This is a genomic window from Paraburkholderia sp., from assembly GCF_035501035.1.
In the GTDB taxonomy this organism is placed as follows: Bacteria; Pseudomonadota; Gammaproteobacteria; order Burkholderiales; family Burkholderiaceae; genus Paraburkholderia.
The window spans coordinates 1-15,260 of the sequence record NZ_DATJWR010000212.1; the positions used below are offsets into that span (position 1 = coordinate 1).

14 protein-coding genes are annotated in these 15,260 nt (G+C 64.5%); 7 read left to right on the top strand and 7 right to left on the bottom strand.

The window, feature by feature from the left end:
• The 4 genes from VMJ11_RS14960 to VMJ11_RS14975 form a co-directional block, all read right to left on the bottom strand.
• Window positions 1-848 (bottom strand): IS481 family transposase (locus VMJ11_RS14960; RefSeq protein ID WP_325620173.1); only part of this gene is annotated, 848 nt, incomplete at its 3' end.
• 222 nt (window positions 849-1,070) lie between these two features.
• Complete coding sequence (locus VMJ11_RS14965; RefSeq protein WP_325620174.1) at window positions 1,071-1,865, bottom strand: ABC transporter ATP-binding protein; 795 nt, start codon at window positions 1,863-1,865, stop codon at window positions 1,071-1,073.
• 1 nt (window position 1,866) lies between these two features.
• A complete protein-coding gene (locus tag VMJ11_RS14970) occupies window positions 1,867-2,763 on the bottom strand; it encodes an ABC transporter permease (protein WP_325620175.1) in 897 nt (298 codons plus the stop codon).
• A 186-nt stretch (window positions 2,764-2,949) separates the two neighbouring features.
• A complete protein-coding gene (locus VMJ11_RS14975; protein ID WP_325620176.1) occupies window positions 2,950-3,939 on the bottom strand; it encodes an ABC transporter substrate-binding protein in 990 nt (329 codons plus the stop codon).
• A 1,006-nt stretch (window positions 3,940-4,945) separates the two neighbouring features.
• Between VMJ11_RS14975 and VMJ11_RS14980 the strand changes: the two genes are divergently transcribed.
• The 5 genes from VMJ11_RS14980 (at window position 4,946) to VMJ11_RS15000 (ending at window position 9,901) form a co-directional block, all read left to right on the top strand.
• The gene (locus tag VMJ11_RS14980) at window positions 4,946-6,070 is read left to right on the top strand and encodes a branched-chain amino acid ABC transporter substrate-binding protein (RefSeq protein WP_325620177.1); all 1,125 of its coding nucleotides are present in this window, start codon (window positions 4,946-4,948) and stop codon (window positions 6,068-6,070) included.
• A 154-nt stretch (window positions 6,071-6,224) separates the two neighbouring features.
• Entirely contained in the window at window positions 6,225-7,151 is a 927-nt protein-coding gene (livH, locus tag VMJ11_RS14985) for a high-affinity branched-chain amino acid ABC transporter permease LivH (protein WP_325620178.1), read from the top strand.
• 10 nt (window positions 7,152-7,161) lie between these two features.
• The gene (locus VMJ11_RS14990) at window positions 7,162-8,433 is read left to right on the top strand and encodes a high-affinity branched-chain amino acid ABC transporter permease LivM (protein ID WP_325620179.1); all 1,272 of its coding nucleotides are present in this window, start codon (window positions 7,162-7,164) and stop codon (window positions 8,431-8,433) included.
• Window positions 8,430-9,200 (top strand): high-affinity branched-chain amino acid ABC transporter ATP-binding protein LivG, encoded by a 771-nt coding sequence (gene livG, locus VMJ11_RS14995; protein WP_325620180.1) that lies wholly within the window; start codon window positions 8,430-8,432, stop codon window positions 9,198-9,200. Before VMJ11_RS14990 ends, livG begins: the two co-directional genes overlap by 4 nt.
• The gene (locus VMJ11_RS15000) at window positions 9,200-9,901 is read left to right on the top strand and encodes an ABC transporter ATP-binding protein (RefSeq protein ID WP_325620181.1); all 702 of its coding nucleotides are present in this window, start codon (window positions 9,200-9,202) and stop codon (window positions 9,899-9,901) included. The genes livG and VMJ11_RS15000 overlap by 1 nt, the downstream gene beginning before the upstream one ends.
• Before the next feature lie 175 nt (window positions 9,902-10,076).
• On the opposite strand, the gene VMJ11_RS15005 is transcribed toward VMJ11_RS15000, so the two are convergent.
• On the bottom strand, window positions 10,077-11,267 hold the full coding sequence (locus VMJ11_RS15005) for a helix-turn-helix transcriptional regulator (protein ID WP_325620182.1): 1,191 nt from the start codon (window positions 11,265-11,267) through the stop codon (window positions 10,077-10,079).
• 436 nt (window positions 11,268-11,703) lie between these two features.
• Here VMJ11_RS15005 and VMJ11_RS15010 point away from each other — a divergent pair, with 436 nt between their 5' ends.
• A complete protein-coding gene (locus tag VMJ11_RS15010) occupies window positions 11,704-12,306 on the top strand; it encodes a DUF4337 domain-containing protein (protein WP_325620183.1) in 603 nt (200 codons plus the stop codon).
• A gap of 36 nt (window positions 12,307-12,342) precedes the next feature.
• Here VMJ11_RS15010 and VMJ11_RS15015 read toward each other — a convergent pair whose 3' ends face one another.
• Complete coding sequence (locus tag VMJ11_RS15015) at window positions 12,343-12,819, bottom strand: hypothetical protein (protein ID WP_325620184.1); 477 nt, start codon at window positions 12,817-12,819, stop codon at window positions 12,343-12,345.
• A 134-nt stretch (window positions 12,820-12,953) separates the two neighbouring features.
• The gene (locus VMJ11_RS15020; RefSeq protein ID WP_325620185.1) at window positions 12,954-13,421 is read right to left on the bottom strand and encodes a DUF2501 domain-containing protein; all 468 of its coding nucleotides are present in this window, start codon (window positions 13,419-13,421) and stop codon (window positions 12,954-12,956) included.
• A 631-nt stretch (window positions 13,422-14,052) separates the two neighbouring features.
• On the opposite strand from VMJ11_RS15020, the gene VMJ11_RS15025 reads away from it, so the two are divergent.
• Window positions 14,053-15,240: a transposase gene (locus VMJ11_RS15025; protein WP_325620186.1), complete on the top strand. Its 1,188-nt coding sequence runs from the start codon at window positions 14,053-14,055 to the stop codon at window positions 15,238-15,240.
• The last annotated feature ends 20 nt before the right edge of the window (window positions 15,241-15,260 follow it).

Consider the following 15,260-nt stretch of genomic DNA (forward strand, 5'->3'; position numbering starts at 1 on the left):
TTGTAGACCGAGCGCCACGCATCGAACGCCTGCTGGGCGCTGGGCAGGTCCCTGAAATGGCGCCCGGCGATCACCTCGGCCTTCAGCGTGCGGTGAAACCGCTCCTCCTTGCCGTTGGTCTGCGGATGCGCCACGCGGCTGTGCGACAGTCGCACGCCCAGCCGGATGAGCCAGATGGCCAGTTCGGTCAACTGGCCCGGCTGGCTGGGGCTGCCCCACGGTGAACCATTGTCCGCGTTGATGCGCAGCGGCAGCCCGTAGCGGCGGAACGTGCGCTCCAGATGATGCTGCACGATGCCTGTGTCGGTGCAGATGCAGGCATCGAGTGTCACGTTGTAGCGCGAATGATCGTCCAGCATGGTCAGCGGTGAGCAGTGCCGTCCGTCCTGCAGGTCGAACCAGCCCTTGAAATCCATCTGCCAGAGATCGTTGGGCTGCGCGTGCTCGAAGCGCTGCCAGGCCGTGGCGGCGGCGGAAGCGGCCGGGTCGATCAGCCCGTGGCGATGCAGGATATCGGTCACCGTGCTGGGGGCGGGCACGTCCGTGTGACCCAGATCGCACAGACGCCGGCTGATCTTGCGTCCACCCCAGGCCGGATGTGCCCGCCGCAGTTCGACCACCCGCTGCTCGACCGACGGGGTCGTGCGTGCCGGACTCTGCTGGGGCCGTCGCGAATGATCCGTCAGCGCGGTGTCGCCGCCCTGCGCGTGGCGATCGAGCCACTTGTAGCCGGTCTTCGGGCTGATGCCAAAACGCCGACACAACTCACGACGGTTGGCGCCCTCCTGCGAGGCCAGTTGAACGAATTCCAGACGCAGATCCATGGTGTCTCTCGGGGTCCAGGGCATAACCGGCTCCAGGCGATTCGCTCGCCCAGAGTGTTACCCATGTCTCCGCACACCTGTTACCCATGTCCCCGGTCCATACACCTCGGCAAAGAAAAGTAGGTGCCGCCCCGCACAGGGGCAACCCCGGCACACCCACACGAAAACAAGAAAAACCCAAACCGCCAGGACTTGCGACAACCCCCTCCAAACCCGCACAAGCAACGATCAGGCACAGACGACGAATCACCCCAGCAGCAGCGCATCATCGTCGAGCTTCTCGTGGCGATTCTGCTCGAACATGCGCAGCAGATCCGGCACATCGAGTCCGCGGCGCGCTTCGCCGGATACGTCGAGCACCACCTGCCCCTGGTGCAGCATCACCGTGCGCTGCCCGTAGTCGAGCGCCTGGCGCATGCTGTGCGTGACCATCATCGTGGTGAGCTTCGATTCCTCCACGATGCGCGCGGTCAGCTCCAGCACGAACGCGGCCGTTTTCGGATCGAGCGCCGCCGTATGCTCGTCGAGCAGCAGGATGCGCGAGGGCTGCAGCGATGCCATCAAGAGGCTCACCGCCTGGCGCTGGCCGCCCGAAAGCAGGCCGATGCGATCAGTCAGGCGATTCTCGAGACCCAGATTCAACAAGCGCAGCTTCGCGCGAAACAGTTCGCGGTCCTGTCTTTTCAGTGCGGGGCCGAATCCGCGGCGCTTGCCGCGCGCCATCGCGAGCGCCATGTTCTCTTCGATGGTGAGCGCTTCGCAGGTGCCGGCCATCGGGTCCTGAAACACGCGTGCGACGAGGTGGGCGCGGTCCCATGCCTGCTTCTTCGTCACATCCTGGCCGTCGATCACGATCGTGCCGCTATCCACCATCTGGTCGCCGCTGATCGCGTTGAGGAACGTGGACTTGCCCGCGCCGTTTGAGCCGATCACGGCGACGAACTGCCCACTGGGAATCTCGAGGCTCAGGCCGCGCAGCGCGCGCGTTTCGATCGGCGTGCCCGGGTTGAAGGTCAGTTTGAGGTCTTTGGCGCTGAGCATCTCATGCCCTCCCGTTCTTGCGGCCAAACAGCTTCTTGCGCGTTGCAGGCAGCACGAGCGCGATCGTCACGAGCACAGCGGTGACGAGGTTGAGGTCCTGCGCCTTCAGGCCGATGAAGTCGCTGTTGAGCGCGAGCGCGATGAAGAAGCGATAGAGAATCGCACCGAGCACGGCAGCGAGCGTCGTGAGCACGAGCCGTCGCGCGGGCAGGATGCTTTCGCCGATGATCACGGCGGCAAGACCGATCACGATCGTGCCGATGCCCATCGAAATGTCCGAGCCGCCCTGGGTCTGCGCGAAGAGGGCGCCGGCCAGCGCGACGAGCGCGTTCGAGAGCGCCATGCCGGCGAGCGTCGCGCGGCCCGTGGCGATGCCCTGGGCGCGCGCCATGCGCGGATTCGCGCCAGTCGCCCGCAGTGCGAGACCGTACTGCGACGAGAAGAACCAGTCCACGCCGAACTTCGCGACGAGCACGACGACGATGAGCGCGAGCGGGCGCAGCACGTAGTCGGGCAGCCAGGCGGGCTGGATGAGCGTGAACACGGTCGCCTCGGAAATGAGCGGCACGTTCGGCGCGCCCATCACGCGCAGGTTGATCGAGTAGAGCGCGATCATCATCAGGATGCTCGCGAGCAGATCCATGATCTTCAGGCGGACATTGAGCCAGCCGGTGATGAAGCCGGCGATTGCGCCCGCAACGATCGCGCAGGCGGTGGCGAGGAAGGGATCATGCCCGGCCGCGATCAGCGTGGCCGCCACGGCGCCGCCCAGCGGAAAGCTGCCGTCGACGGTGAGATCGGGGAAATTGAGGATGCGAAACGAAATCAGCACCCCGAGGGCCACGAGGCTGAAGATCAGGCCGATCTCCAGGGCGCCCAGAAGCGAGTAAAGAGACATGGGGAAGAATCCTGTTGCGGGTCTCCGGCCGACGTACGCCGGAGCTGTCGACGAGCGGCGCGCCCGGGTCGGGCGCGCCGTTGCGCACGGAGTGGCCTTTATCGGGCCTTGCGTATCGCTGCGGGAGTTGCGCGCAATGCGGCTTCGCGCGCACCCGCTTCATGGGCGGGCACACGCGCAAGCGGCTTACTTAACGACCGTGGTCGCGTCCTTGAGCAGATCGGCCGAGAGCGTCACGCCTTGCTTCTGCGCGGCAGCCGGGTTCACGAACAGTTGCAGCTTGTTGCTGGTTTCCGAAGCGATCGTGCCGGGCTTCTCGCCCTTGAGGATGCGCACGACGACCTTGCCGGTCTGGTGGCCGAGATCGCTGTAGTCGACGCCGAGAGCCGCGATCGCGCCACGCTTCACGCTGTCCGTATCGGAGGCGACGAGCGGGATCTTCGCGTCGTTGGCGACCTTGACGAGCGCTTCGTACGCCGAGACCACGTTGTTGTCGGTGTTCGTGTAGATCACGTCGACCTTGCCGATCAGGCTCTTCGCGGCCGCGCCGATGTCCACGGTGCGCGGCGCGGCGGCTGTCTTGAGCGTCATGCCCTGCTGCGCGAGCAGGTCCTTGAGCGCCTTCACGACCACGACCGAATTCGCTTCGCCCGGGTTGTAGACCATGCCGACGGTCTTCGCGTTGGGCACGATGCGCTTGATCAGCGCGACCTGCTTGTCGAGCGGTAGCTTGTCGGAGACGCCCGTGACGTTCGTGCCGCTCGGCGACCAGGTCTTGACGAGCTGCGCGGCTACCGGATCGGTCACGCCCGAGTACACCACGGGCACGGTCTTCGTTGCGGCGACGACGGCCTGTGCGGAAGGTGTTGCGATCGCAACGATCGCGCTCGGGTTGTCGCCCACGAACTTGCGCGCGATCTGGGCAGCGGTGCCGATGTTGCCCTGCGCGCTCTGATACTCCCACTTGAGGTTCTTGCCGGCGTCGTAGCCGGCGGCCTGCAGTTCTTCGCGCACGCCGTCACGGATCGCGTCGAGCGCGGGGTGCTCGACGATCGACAGCACTTCGACGGTCGCGGTTTCGGCGGCGCGCGCGGCGCCCGAACTCAGCGCGAGCGCGGCGGCGCTGGCGAACAGGGAAAGGGTGGCGGCCCTGGCGGCTTGCTTGAAGGTCTTCATGCTGTTCGATCTCCCCGAATGTTCGGTTCTGGACGGTGTGGCCGCGCTGCGGCGTTGCCGCCGGCTTTTCGCACGGCGCGAGCGCGCGTGGCATGCGCCGAACTGGTGCATGCGGGCGGCTGCGAGGCAGCGAGGATACCACCGACCCTCGCGCATCTGGAACGCTGCGCCGGGCCGGTGAGGCGGGCGCGCGACGGTATTGCCGGTATGAATTCAAGATTGCACGGACGGATTATGGGAAAAATCCGGGATTCGGCGGAAATTCTTCCTGGTTTCAAGCTGGAAATCCGGGGCGACGAAAACTTGCCGATTATAAGGCCGGCAAGCTCGGGTCGGGACGTCCAATTTAAGGGTTTTGTAATGATTCTTCTTTGGGATCAATGGCTTGGCGCATTTTGCATATAGGGTTATCCCGATGATGCCTGGCAAGAACTGACAGAATTTTTTGAAATGTCTATTTGGCGATTTTTGGGAAATGATCTCATGATCGAATGAATCGATGGCGATCGATATCTCGAATGCCAATTAACTCATTTGATAATCTAAAAAACACATTTCCGCCGATCCGCGCCAGTCGGGCCGCACAGACCGTCAAGCCGCCTTTGCCAGCCTGTGACCCCATTTTTCTGAGTATTTTCAATGTGTTTTCGAGCATTGCCCTACATTGATCAATATCAACACTCACATCGATATCAGAAAAAACCCGTGATTGCGTCAGAAAAGGATTATTGATAGTATCCGCCGGTCGCTGATTCAGGCCGGGCCACCTTTCCGGTACGAAATGCAGCGAACGGGGCAGGCGGATCGCTTGCGCAACAGAGTCTGTAACTCAGCAGTCTCTCCGAACTCAGTTGCCTACCAGGGCGCTGATACTCGCCGGGCCCCGTCACGTCTTTTCTGGTGCCCGTCGTGGTTGTTCCCCAAGGCAGATTCATTTGGGGTGCTGTTCGTTTGCGCAGGTCACGCCGTCTGACCGGTTGACCCGAAAACAATCGAGGAGCTCCTGATGACGCTGTTCAGCCTTAACCGCCTTACCTCTGTTTCCATTGCCGCCGCGCTGCTCGCATTTGGTGCAAGCGCCAAAGCCGACACCGTGAAGATCGCCATTGCCGGCCCGTTCAGTGGCGCGGTCGCCCAGTACGGCGACATGGTCAAGGCGGGCGCGCTGACCGCGATCGACCAGATCAACGCCGCCGGTGGCGTGAACGGCAACAAGCTCGAAGCCGTCCTGATGGACGACGCATGCGAGCCGAAGCAGGCCGTCGCCGTCGCCAACAAGATCGTTTCGCAGCACATCCAGTACGTGGTTGGCCACGTCTGCTCGGGCTCGACGATTCCCGCTTCGGACATCTACGAAAACGAAGGCGTCGTGATGGTCACGCCGTCGGCCACCGCGCCGCAACTGACCGAAGGCAAGAAGCGCCAGTTCATCTTCCGCACCATCGGCCGCGACGACCAGCAAGGTCCGGCTGCCGCTGCCTACATCATCAACAAGGTCAAGCCGAAGAAGGTTGCGATCCTGCACGACAAGCAGTCGTACGGCCAGGGCATCGCCACCTCGGTGAAGGCCGCGCTCGACAAGGCGCACATTCCCGTCGTCGTGTTCGAAGGCATCAACGCCGGCGATTCGGACTACTCAGCAGTCGTCACGAAGCTCAAGTCGCAGGGCGTGGACTTCGTCTACTTCGGCGGCTACCACCCGGAAATGGGCCTCCTCATGCGCCAGTCGCGTGAGCAGGGCGTGAAGGCCACGTTCATGGGACCGGAAGGCGTGGGCAACAAGGACGTGACGGCGATCGCCGGCCCGGCCTCGGAAGGCATGCTGGTCACGCTGCCCGCGGATTTCGCGGCGGACCCCGCCAACGCGAAGCTCGTGAAGGCGTTCGCCGACGCGAAGCGCGACCCGAACGGTCCGTTCCAGATGCCGGCTTACGCCGCGGTCCAGGTGATCGCCGACGGCATTGCAGGCGCGAAGAGCACCGACCCGACCAAGGTCGCGGCCTACCTGCACAAGAACGCGTTCAACACGCCGATCGGCAAGGTCGAGTACGACGCGCAGGGCGACCTGAAGTCGTTCCGCTTCGTCGTCTACACGTGGCACAAGGACGCGACCAAGACTGCCGCGAACTGATTCCGGCGGATCCCGGCGCGCTGCGCACACGCTCCCCCGCTCAATGCGGGCGGAGCGTTTTTTCAGCGCACCTGCGCACCGCTGAACGGATCGACTCGTTTTCAAGGGTCTCTTCACAGCTCTCTCATCGGCTTTGCGGCCGTGGAGCTTACGCATGAATGATTTTCTTCCGCAGTTCACCCAGCAGCTCGTCAACGGGCTCACGCTGGGTGCGATCTATGCGCTGATCGCCATCGGCTACACGATGGTCTACGGCATCATCGGCATGATCAACTTCGCCCACGGCGAGATCTACATGATCGGCGCCTATGTGGGCCTCGCCACGCTCACGGCCATCGGCACCTCGGCGGGTTATCCGCTGCCGCTCGTGCTGGGCGCGGCGCTCATCGTCTCGGTGCTCGTAACCGGGCTCTACGGTTTCGCGGTCGAGCGCGTGGCGTATCGGCCGCTACGCGGCGGGCCGCGCCTCGTGCCGCTCATTTCCGCCATCGGGATGTCCATCTTTCTGCAGAACTACGTGCAGATCGGGCAGGGCGCGCGCGACGTGTCCGTGCCGCAGCTGATCTCCGGCGCGCTGGAATTCAACATGGGCGGCAACTTCGATGTGACGATTCCCTACGCGCGCATGCTGATCGTCGGCGTGACGCTCGTGCTAATGGTCGCGCTCACGCTGTTCATTTCGCGCTCGCGCATGGGCCGCGCCTGCCGCGCCTGCGCCGAGGACATGAAGATGGCCAACCTGCTCGGCATCGACACGAACCGCGTGATCTCGTTCACGTTCGTGCTCGGCGCGATGCTGGCGGCGGTGGGCGGCGTGCTGATCGGACTCACGATCGGCAAGCTCAACCCGTATATCGGCTTCATCGCGGGCATCAAGGCGTTCACCGCGGCGGTGCTGGGTGGCATCGGCAGCATTCCGGGCGCGATGCTCGGCGGCGTGCTGCTCGGTCTTGCCGAAACGCTCGCGTCGGGCTACATGCCGGCCGAGTACAAGGACGTCGTGGCGTTCGGCCTGCTCGTGCTCGTGCTGCTGTTCCGTCCCACCGGCCTGCTCGGCAAGCCGGACGTCGAAAAGGTGTGAGGGCGATCCCATGAGTCAGACTGTTTCTGTCAACGCCGCCTCGCATGGCGCGTCGTCTTCCCAAACGCTGAAAGGCGCATTCGCCGCCGCCGTTGCGACGATCATCCTCACCGCGCCGATCCTCGGCCTGCAGCTCACGCTCGATGGCTATCAGGTCGTGCTGCAGCAGCACTGGCGTCCGGTGTGGATCGCGGCCGCCGTGGTGTTCGTATTCCAGCTCGTCAAGCCGATGTTTGTGCGCGCAACGAGTGGAGTGAAGCTGCCGAAGGCCCCCGCGCTCGGCGCGCGCCAGCAGCGCGTGGCGATCTGGGTGCTGCTCGCGTTCGGCGCGGTGTTTCCGTTCATGGGTTCGCGAGGGTCGATCGACGTTGCGACACTTGCACTCATCTATGTGATTCTCGGGCTCGGCCTGAATATCGTGGTGGGCTTTGCCGGCCTGCTCGACCTCGGCTACGTGGGCTTCTACGCGGTGGGCGGCTATACGTATGCGCTGCTCAACCAGTATTTTGGCTTCACGTTCTGGGAATGTCTGCCGCTCGCGGCGCTCGCCGCGGCCACGTTCGGCTTCGTGCTCGGCTTTCCGGTGCTGCGTTTGCGCGGCGACTATCTCGCCATCGTCACGCTCGGCTTCGGTGAAATCATTCGCCTGCTGCTCAACAACCTGACGAGCATCACGGGCGGCCCGGACGGCATTTCCAGCATTCCAAAGCCCACCGTGTTCGGCTTCGAACTGGCTCGCCGCGCGAGCGTGGAAGGCGCGAAGACGTTCAATGACCTGATAGGCATCGAGTACAACGGCCAGCACATGGTCATCTTCCTGTACCTGCTCGCGCTCGTGCTGGTCGCGTTCACGCTGTTCGTCACGAGCCGCCTTCTGCGCATGCCGATGGGCCGCGCATGGGAAGCGCTGCGCGAAGACGAGATCGCGTGCCGCTCGCTCGGCCTGAACCCCACGCGCATCAAGCTCTCGGCGTTCACGCTGGGCGCTTCGTTCGCGGGCCTCGCGGGCGCGTTCTTCGCGGCGCGCCAGGGGCTCGTCACGCCCGAGTCGTTCACCTTCATCGAATCGGCGCTGATTCTCGCCGTGGTGGTGCTGGGGGGCATGGGCTCGCAGTTGGGCGTCGTGCTCGCCGCGATCCTGCTCACGGTGCTGCCCGAAGTGGCGCGCGGCTTTGCCGAGTACCGCATGCTGATCTTCGGTCTGGTGATGGTGCTGATGATGATGTGGCGTCCGCAGGGCCTTTTGCCCGCAAGCCGCCCGCATGTGGAGTTGCCGCAATGAGCGCACAAGCGTTGTTGAAAGTAGCGGGCCTGCAGATGCGCTTCGGCGGTTTGCTGGCCGTGGACGGCATCGACTTCGACGTGCGTCCCAACGAAGTATTCGCGATCATCGGTCCGAACGGCGCGGGCAAGACCACGGTGTTCAACTGCGTGGGCGGCTTCTACAAGCCCACGGCAGGCGACATCGTGCTCGAAGGCCACGCCATCACCGGCCAGCCGAGCCATCAGGTCGCGCGTCGCGGCCTCGTGCGCACGTTCCAGAATATTCGCCTCTTCAAGCAGCTGACGGTGCTGGAAAACCTGATGGTCGCCCAGCACCTGAAGGTGAACCGCAACATGCTGAGCGGCCTGTTCGCGACGCCCGCGTATCGCCGCGCCGAGCGCGCGGCGCTCGAGCGCGCCGCGTACTGGCTCGATCGCGTCGGCCTGAAGGCGGTGGCGAACCGCGAGGCGGGCACGCTTTCGTACGGCCACCAGCGCCGGCTCGAAATCGCGCGCTGCATGATCACCGACCCGCGCCTGTTGATGCTCGACGAACCCGCGGCCGGTTTGAACCCGCAGGAGAAGATCGAGCTGCAGCAGATGGTGGACGGTTTGCGCAACGAGTTCGGAATCTCCGTACTCCTGATCGAACACGACATGAGCCTCGTGATGGGCGTGTCGGACCGCATTCTCGTGATGGAGCACGGCAAGCCGATCATGATTGGCAAGCCCGACGACGTGCGCAACGACCCGCGCGTGATCAAGGCGTATCTCGGAGAGGACTGATGCTGAAGCTGGAACAGGTCCATACCCACTATGGCGCGGTTCAAGCGCTGGCGGGCGTGTCGATCGAAGTGAACAAGGGTGAGATCGTCACGCTGATCGGCAGCAACGGCGCCGGCAAGACCACGCTCATGATGACGGTGTGCGGCACGCCGCGCGCCTCCTCGGGCCGCGTGACGTTCGAAGGAGAGGACATCACGCGCATGCCCACGCACGAGATCATGCGTCTGGGCATGGCGATCTCGCCGGAAGGCCGCCGCGTGTTTCCAGGCCTCACGGTGCTCGAAAATCTGCAGATGGGCGGCTTCTTCGCCTCGCAGCACGAGATCGAAGCGGGCATCGAGCATGTGTTCAAGCTGTTTCCGCGCCTGAACCAGCGCGCGAAGCAGCGCGCGGGCACGATGTCGGGCGGCGAGCAGCAGATGCTGGCGATCGGCCGCGCGCTGATGAGCAAGCCGCGTCTGCTGCTGCTCGACGAACCCACGCTCGGCCTCGCGCCGCTCGTGATCGCGCAGATCTTCGACATCATTCGCACGATCCGCGAGGAAGGCGTGACGGTGTTTCTCGTCGAGCAGAATGCGAACAAGGCGCTGCACGTGGCCGATCGCGGCTACGTGCTCGAGACCGGGCGCGTCGTGCTGGCCGACACCGCCGACAATCTGCTCGCCAACGACAACATCAAGCGCGCCTACCTGGGCGGTTGATCGTCTGGGGCGGTCATCGCGGCGCTGCATGCGGCCCGCGCAATCTGCGTTCATCGAACGCGGGTTGTGCGGGCCGTTTCTATTCGTGTGCGTGCGAGAGGTTGCAAGAGGCCGCAAGCGGTTGCGAGCGGTCGCAAGAGGTCGCAAGAGGTCGCGAGAGGCGCTTGCGCGAGCGTCAATCGCCACGTGCGATGGCGAGTTGCGCGATCAGCCGCATCAACTCGGCCTGGCGGCGCGTGGTCGTCTTGGCGAACACGTGATGCAGATGCGTGCGCACGGTAGAGGGCAGCACCTGTAGTGCCTCGGCGACGTCTTTCGGGTTCAGGCCTTTGCCGACCTCGCAGGCCACGCGCGCTTCCGCGGGCGTGAGGCCGAACAGCGCGATCAGACGCGTTTCCACGCCGCGCCGCAACGACTGCGGGTCGATCACGATGAGCATGGCGGTGCCGGTGCGCGCGACGTGCGCGAGATCGGTGTGGCGTTGCGCGCCGAGCGGCGAGATCAGCGCCTGCAGCGGCTCGTCGGGCGGCGGCCGGCTGATCAGCATCGCGCCGCCCGTGCGCGTGCGCTCGTCCGGGCCAGCCGCGCGCGCGATCAGATCTCGCAGCTGATGTGTGGCGGCCGCAGAGCACGCGCCGAGCGTGTTGTGTTCGCAGCGTAGCCCGTTCGCGCGCGCGAGCAGCGCCGTGGCGGCGCGATTCGCGACAACGATGCGAGCTTCGGCATCGACGATCAGCACGCCATGAGCCAGCGCATCGAGTGCGTCGGCGCTCGCGCGCCCGGTTTCGTCGCGCAGGCATGAGGCGGTGTGCCGATGCACGCGCAGCGCATTGCGCAGATGCGGAAGCAGGGCGCGCAACGCGTCCAGTTCGTCGTCGCTGTAGAAGCGCGTTTCGTGCCGCAGCGCGCCCAGCACGCCGCCCATGCCGCCTTCGTGCAGCACGTTCGCGAACGCCACGGTATAGATGCGTTGCGGGCGCACCCACTCTTGCACGAAGGCGCTGCGTTCGTGTTGCGCCAGCGGGCGAAGCATCGTGTCGGTGACGAGCGTGCCGGCGGGCCAGCGGCGCGCTTGCGGCACGAGCGGATCGAAGCGGCCGTAGTGCTGCGCATACGAACGGGCGAATGCGTCGTCTATGCCGTCCCACTCGTCGAGCGTGAATTCGCTTTCCGGTGGCAGCACGGTGAGATTCACGTATTGCGCACCGATGCGCCGCGCGATACGCGCACAGACGCCGGGCCAGCGCTGCGCATCGAAGCCTGCTTCGTAGATCGCCTCGATCAGGCTGCCCGGGTCATTCAGGTCGCCGCTCCCTGGGCGCAAATTACCGGCTGCAGCGGAGTCTGCGGCCGTAGTGGGCCCCATGATGGTCTCCAGACGAGATTGATCACTGCGGAGGGCTGAAGCGCACGCCTCGCGAAGTTGCATACAGTGCCATGTGGCACTGCAACGACGCGCACTGCTATCAGGTTGCAAATCCACGTTTGCAAACGGCAGGCGGGAGGGGATGCGCTGCAACATTCCGGGGCGCCTGTTTTCAATTGATAGACGATATAACCTACGTTTTGCTTTCGTGTAAGGTCATTTCGATTCTCGTTACATCCGATGCATCGCGGGCACTGGACAAGCGCGCCGCGCTCACGATAATTGAGCGTCCGATAGCGGGGCCTGTTCCAATCCAGGGCAGGCGCAGACCCGCACGCGCCGCGCGGGGCAACGCGGCGCGCGCCGGCCGCTTCGTCTTCGATGCGGGAGCGCAGCGCGGCATGGCGACGAGTCAGTGAAACCGGAGAGTCTTTGGATGTCTGAAGAATACGAAGTGCATGGGCCGCACGACCACGCGGTCGAACACGCGGCGGCGGGCCATGGCGCGCACGGGGAGAGCGATCCGTTTCCGGGCCGCATGGCGGTGATGACCGCGATTCTCGCTTCGATCGGGGCGATTTTTGCGTACCAGAGCGGCAACAGCGAGAACCTCGCGCTCTATTACAAGAACGCAGCGGCGATCGACAAGACCGAAGCCGCGAATCAGTGGGCCTACTACCAGGCGAAAGGCGAGAAGCAGAATCTCGCGGAACTGGGCGCGGCGCTCTCGGCGCTCGCGCCGAATTCGGACGCTGCGCAGCACCGCTTCGCAAGCGATGCGGACCGCTATCGTCAGCAGAAAGACCCGATCCGCGCAAAGGCCGAGGCGCTCGAAAAAGCGGTCGAGCAGGACGATGCCCTGAGCGAGAAGCAACTCCACGACCATCATCGCTGGGCGCAGGCCACCACGCTCGTCCAGATCTCGATCGCGCTCACGGCGATTACGCTGCTCACGCGTCGCCGCTGGCTTCTGAATACTTCCGTGGGGGTGGCCGTTGCCGGCGTGGCGCTGGGCGCGTGGGCGTTCTTCGGCGGCTGAACTAACGAGGGCGGCAGAGCGGCGCCCGAGCCGCAACTATCCGCCGCACACGATGGCCGTGAGCAGCAGCGGCACCACCGACTTCACGACGGCGTCGCTATTGGCGTCGCGCACGCGCGAGCGCACGGTGTCCGCGGGCGCGGACACCACGACGCCATAAAGCGGCGAGTCGATCTCCTTGCCGGTGCCGTGCCTGAACAGCGTGTCGTCGGGCTCATAGCCGAGCACCACGTAAATCGGAAAGCCGAACGCGCTCAAGCGTGTGCCTTGCACGGGGCGGAACGCGTTGACCGAATTGGCCTCGACGCGGCTCGGCTGGGGATCGATTGATTTTTCGTCGATGAGCGACGAGATGAACGTGTGGGGATCGGACTTGCAGTCGAACTGCTCGTCGTGCGTAGCCGCTTGCGCGTGCGCGAACAGCGGGACCAGCAGGGCCGCAAGTGCGGCGAAAGCGGCCCACAATGTTGTGGCCGGAAACGCGAATACCGCGGAGATTTGGCGCTTGGTCATGGTTACAGGCAGCAATGCCGCAAAAAGACCGCTTGACTCCATTCGACACCCAGTCGGGGTTTGCGTTCAAGGGGCACGGCACAAAAATTGCGCGGTTTTGCGTTGGCGCATATCGGCATGTGGGCGCGGTGCGGTTAGAGCATCGACTTCGCCTGGCTGAGGATCTTGTCGCAAACCTGCTTCGTGGCCTGCTCCTTGAGGCCGCTGCCCGAGAGGTCGAGCTTCTGGCCGTTGCCGGCGGTGAGGATGCCATTGGTGCCCTGCGTGTAGCCGCTATCGGTCGTGTTCGCGCCGCCGGGCAGCTTGCTGAGCAGCGAATCCTTGACGTTGCTCGCGGCGTCTGCGTTCAGGTAGTTGTTCTTGATGCAGTATTGCAGCACGCCCGTGACGTTGCCGAGACTGCTCGACGTAACCGACGAACCCGAAAGCGAACTGCCAAGTCCGCCCAGGTTGCCGAGCGCGCCCTGTGCCGAACCGCTGTTGCCGCCGCCTTGATTGAGCAGATTGCCGAGCTGGGCCTGTGCGGCGCCCCAGGGCGTGAGTAATGCGAGGGTCAGCGTGGCCATCAGCGCGGCGGTGATGCGTGGTGCAGACGTTTGCATACACGGTCTCCGTGGTGATCGGGTGCCTCCATACTATAGACGGATTCGTCAATGCGGCTTCGCTGTGTGAGCGTGCCGGGGTGGCGGCAAAGCGGGGCGGCGCACGAACGTAGCATTCACTGCCCGCTCAATGGTATTTCATCGTCGTGTCATTTGTTGCAGGCACAACGTTCATCAGCATGGCGAACGAGGAGGCTCGCCGACGGCAGCTTGCATGCAACTGGTATGCGTCCAGGCGGACCAGCGCTGGCGTGCGGGGCTGGCATGGACTGCACAACGAGTGACGTTGCTACATGGGTTTGGACGCCATAAAAAGCCGTACTTGCAGGCCTTTCCGGCGATATTCACGCAGATTCAAGGTGGAGATTGTTTCTAACCGTAACACTTATTACTGCCCTCCTCATCGGCTGGTTTCAGGTGGTATGCTTCCTGCACAAATTCTCCTTTGCACGAGTGAGACCACGTCCATTGCGTCAATACCGTGAAAAAGCGCACTGCCAGAGTGCACGCGGTGACGTAAATGAACACGTCATATAAGCATATGGTGCAACCGAGCTGGCGAACGCGGACAGCCAGATCCGCGAGCAAGTGCTCCGTACTGCAGCCCCGGTCCGGCTGCGTGGAGAACAGCATGAATTTCGAAGAACTGAGCGATGACGAGTGGATGCAGGTGTCCTCGCTCGTATCCGATGAACCCCCCATCAGACTCAATCGACGCGGCCGCCCGCGTGCCGAGCCACGAGTCGTAGCCAACGCCGTACTGTGGATCTTGACGACCGGTGAGTCGTGGTCGCGTTTGCCCGCGCGCTATCCGTCCGGGCCGACTTGCCGCCGCCGTTTCGACGACTGGCACATGAGCGGCACGCTGATCGAACTGGTCGAGCTGCTATCGCAGCGCGGGCGCAAGTTCGTCTACGTGCCCCAGCCGGCGCAGGCCGATGCGCAACCCGTTGTGGCTGCAATCGAGGAAGTCGCCGAAGACGACGGCCAGCCAGCTGTGTACTGGAAGAGTCCGGAAGCCTGGCAGGTGCCCGCCGCGCTCACCGACGCACCCGTAGCCGATGCGATCGAAAGCATGACGCGGCAGCTAGCCGGCGGCGCACCGGCATCGCCCGCTTCGTTTGAATCGCCTGTCACGACCGCAACACGTTCCCAACCCGACACGCCGTTCGCGCCGGCTCGCATGAGCAAGCTGGCCGGTGCGCGCGTGAGCCCGCGCGAAGGGCGCGCCACGGGCCATCGCAGCGTACACGCGCCGGGTGGCGCAGCACAGGTCGCGGAATGGCGCGGCTACACGATGAACCTGTTCGTGCAGCCCGTGCGCAATCGCATGTTTCGCGCCGCCGTCGAGATTCTCGTCGATGGCAAGCGCGTAGAACGCTCGGGCCTGATCGGTCCGCCGTTCCAGGATCGCGAAGCCGCGAGTAACTTCGCTTTCGACTGGGCGCGCGAATGGATCGAGCGCGAAGGCCCGGCTGCGCCCGAAGCCGGTGCTTTGCATGCCGTTTCGAAATCCGCATCGCAAGATGCTTCGCGCAGTGGCCCGCAAAACGGCTCGCCGAACTCGTTGCCGGGCAAAGCGCCGCTCACGCCCACGCAAGGTGCGAGCGGCGTGACGCGTGGCGAACCGTCGAGCGCAGCCGTCATGCGTTCGCTGCCCACGGCCGTGCCCGGCAGCGTGCGGCTCGCGCCCGTGCAGCGCTACAGCGCGACGGGTACGCTGCACACGGGCAGCGAAGCCCACGACGCCAATACGGCGCCATCCGGCTCCGCCGAACGCCATCCTGTCGGCCTGCGCTATCGCACGCTGGCGCGCTGACACCGCGCGGCCGCGCGCAC

What these genes read in the sequence shown, in the direction of transcription:
- VMJ11_RS14980 (WP_325620177.1), top strand. Translation starts at nt 4,946, where the DNA reads ATGACGCTGTTCAGCCTTAACCGCCTTACCTCTGTTTCCATTGCCGCC.
- livH (WP_325620178.1), top strand. Translation starts at nt 6,225, where the DNA reads ATGAATGATTTTCTTCCGCAGTTCACCCAGCAGCTCGTCAACGGGCTC.
- livG (WP_325620180.1), top strand. Translation starts at nt 8,430, where the DNA reads ATGAGCGCACAAGCGTTGTTGAAAGTAGCGGGCCTGCAGATGCGCTTC.
- VMJ11_RS15015 (WP_325620184.1), bottom strand. Translation starts at nt 12,819, where the DNA reads ATGACCAAGCGCCAAATCTCCGCGGTATTCGCGTTTCCGGCCACAACA.
- VMJ11_RS15010 (WP_325620183.1), top strand. Translation starts at nt 11,704, where the DNA reads ATGTCTGAAGAATACGAAGTGCATGGGCCGCACGACCACGCGGTCGAA.
- VMJ11_RS15020 (WP_325620185.1), bottom strand. Translation starts at nt 13,421, where the DNA reads ATGCAAACGTCTGCACCACGCATCACCGCCGCGCTGATGGCCACGCTG.
- VMJ11_RS14990 (WP_325620179.1), top strand. Translation starts at nt 7,162, where the DNA reads ATGAGTCAGACTGTTTCTGTCAACGCCGCCTCGCATGGCGCGTCGTCT.
- VMJ11_RS15005 (WP_325620182.1), bottom strand. Translation starts at nt 11,267, where the DNA reads ATGGGGCCCACTACGGCCGCAGACTCCGCTGCAGCCGGTAATTTGCGC.
- VMJ11_RS15000 (WP_325620181.1), top strand. Translation starts at nt 9,200, where the DNA reads ATGCTGAAGCTGGAACAGGTCCATACCCACTATGGCGCGGTTCAAGCG.
- VMJ11_RS15025 (WP_325620186.1), top strand. Translation starts at nt 14,053, where the DNA reads ATGAATTTCGAAGAACTGAGCGATGACGAGTGGATGCAGGTGTCCTCG.
- VMJ11_RS14970 (WP_325620175.1), bottom strand. Translation starts at nt 2,763, where the DNA reads ATGTCTCTTTACTCGCTTCTGGGCGCCCTGGAGATCGGCCTGATCTTC.
- VMJ11_RS14965 (WP_325620174.1), bottom strand. Translation starts at nt 1,865, where the DNA reads ATGCTCAGCGCCAAAGACCTCAAACTGACCTTCAACCCGGGCACGCCG.
- VMJ11_RS14975 (WP_325620176.1), bottom strand. Translation starts at nt 3,939, where the DNA reads ATGAAGACCTTCAAGCAAGCCGCCAGGGCCGCCACCCTTTCCCTGTTC.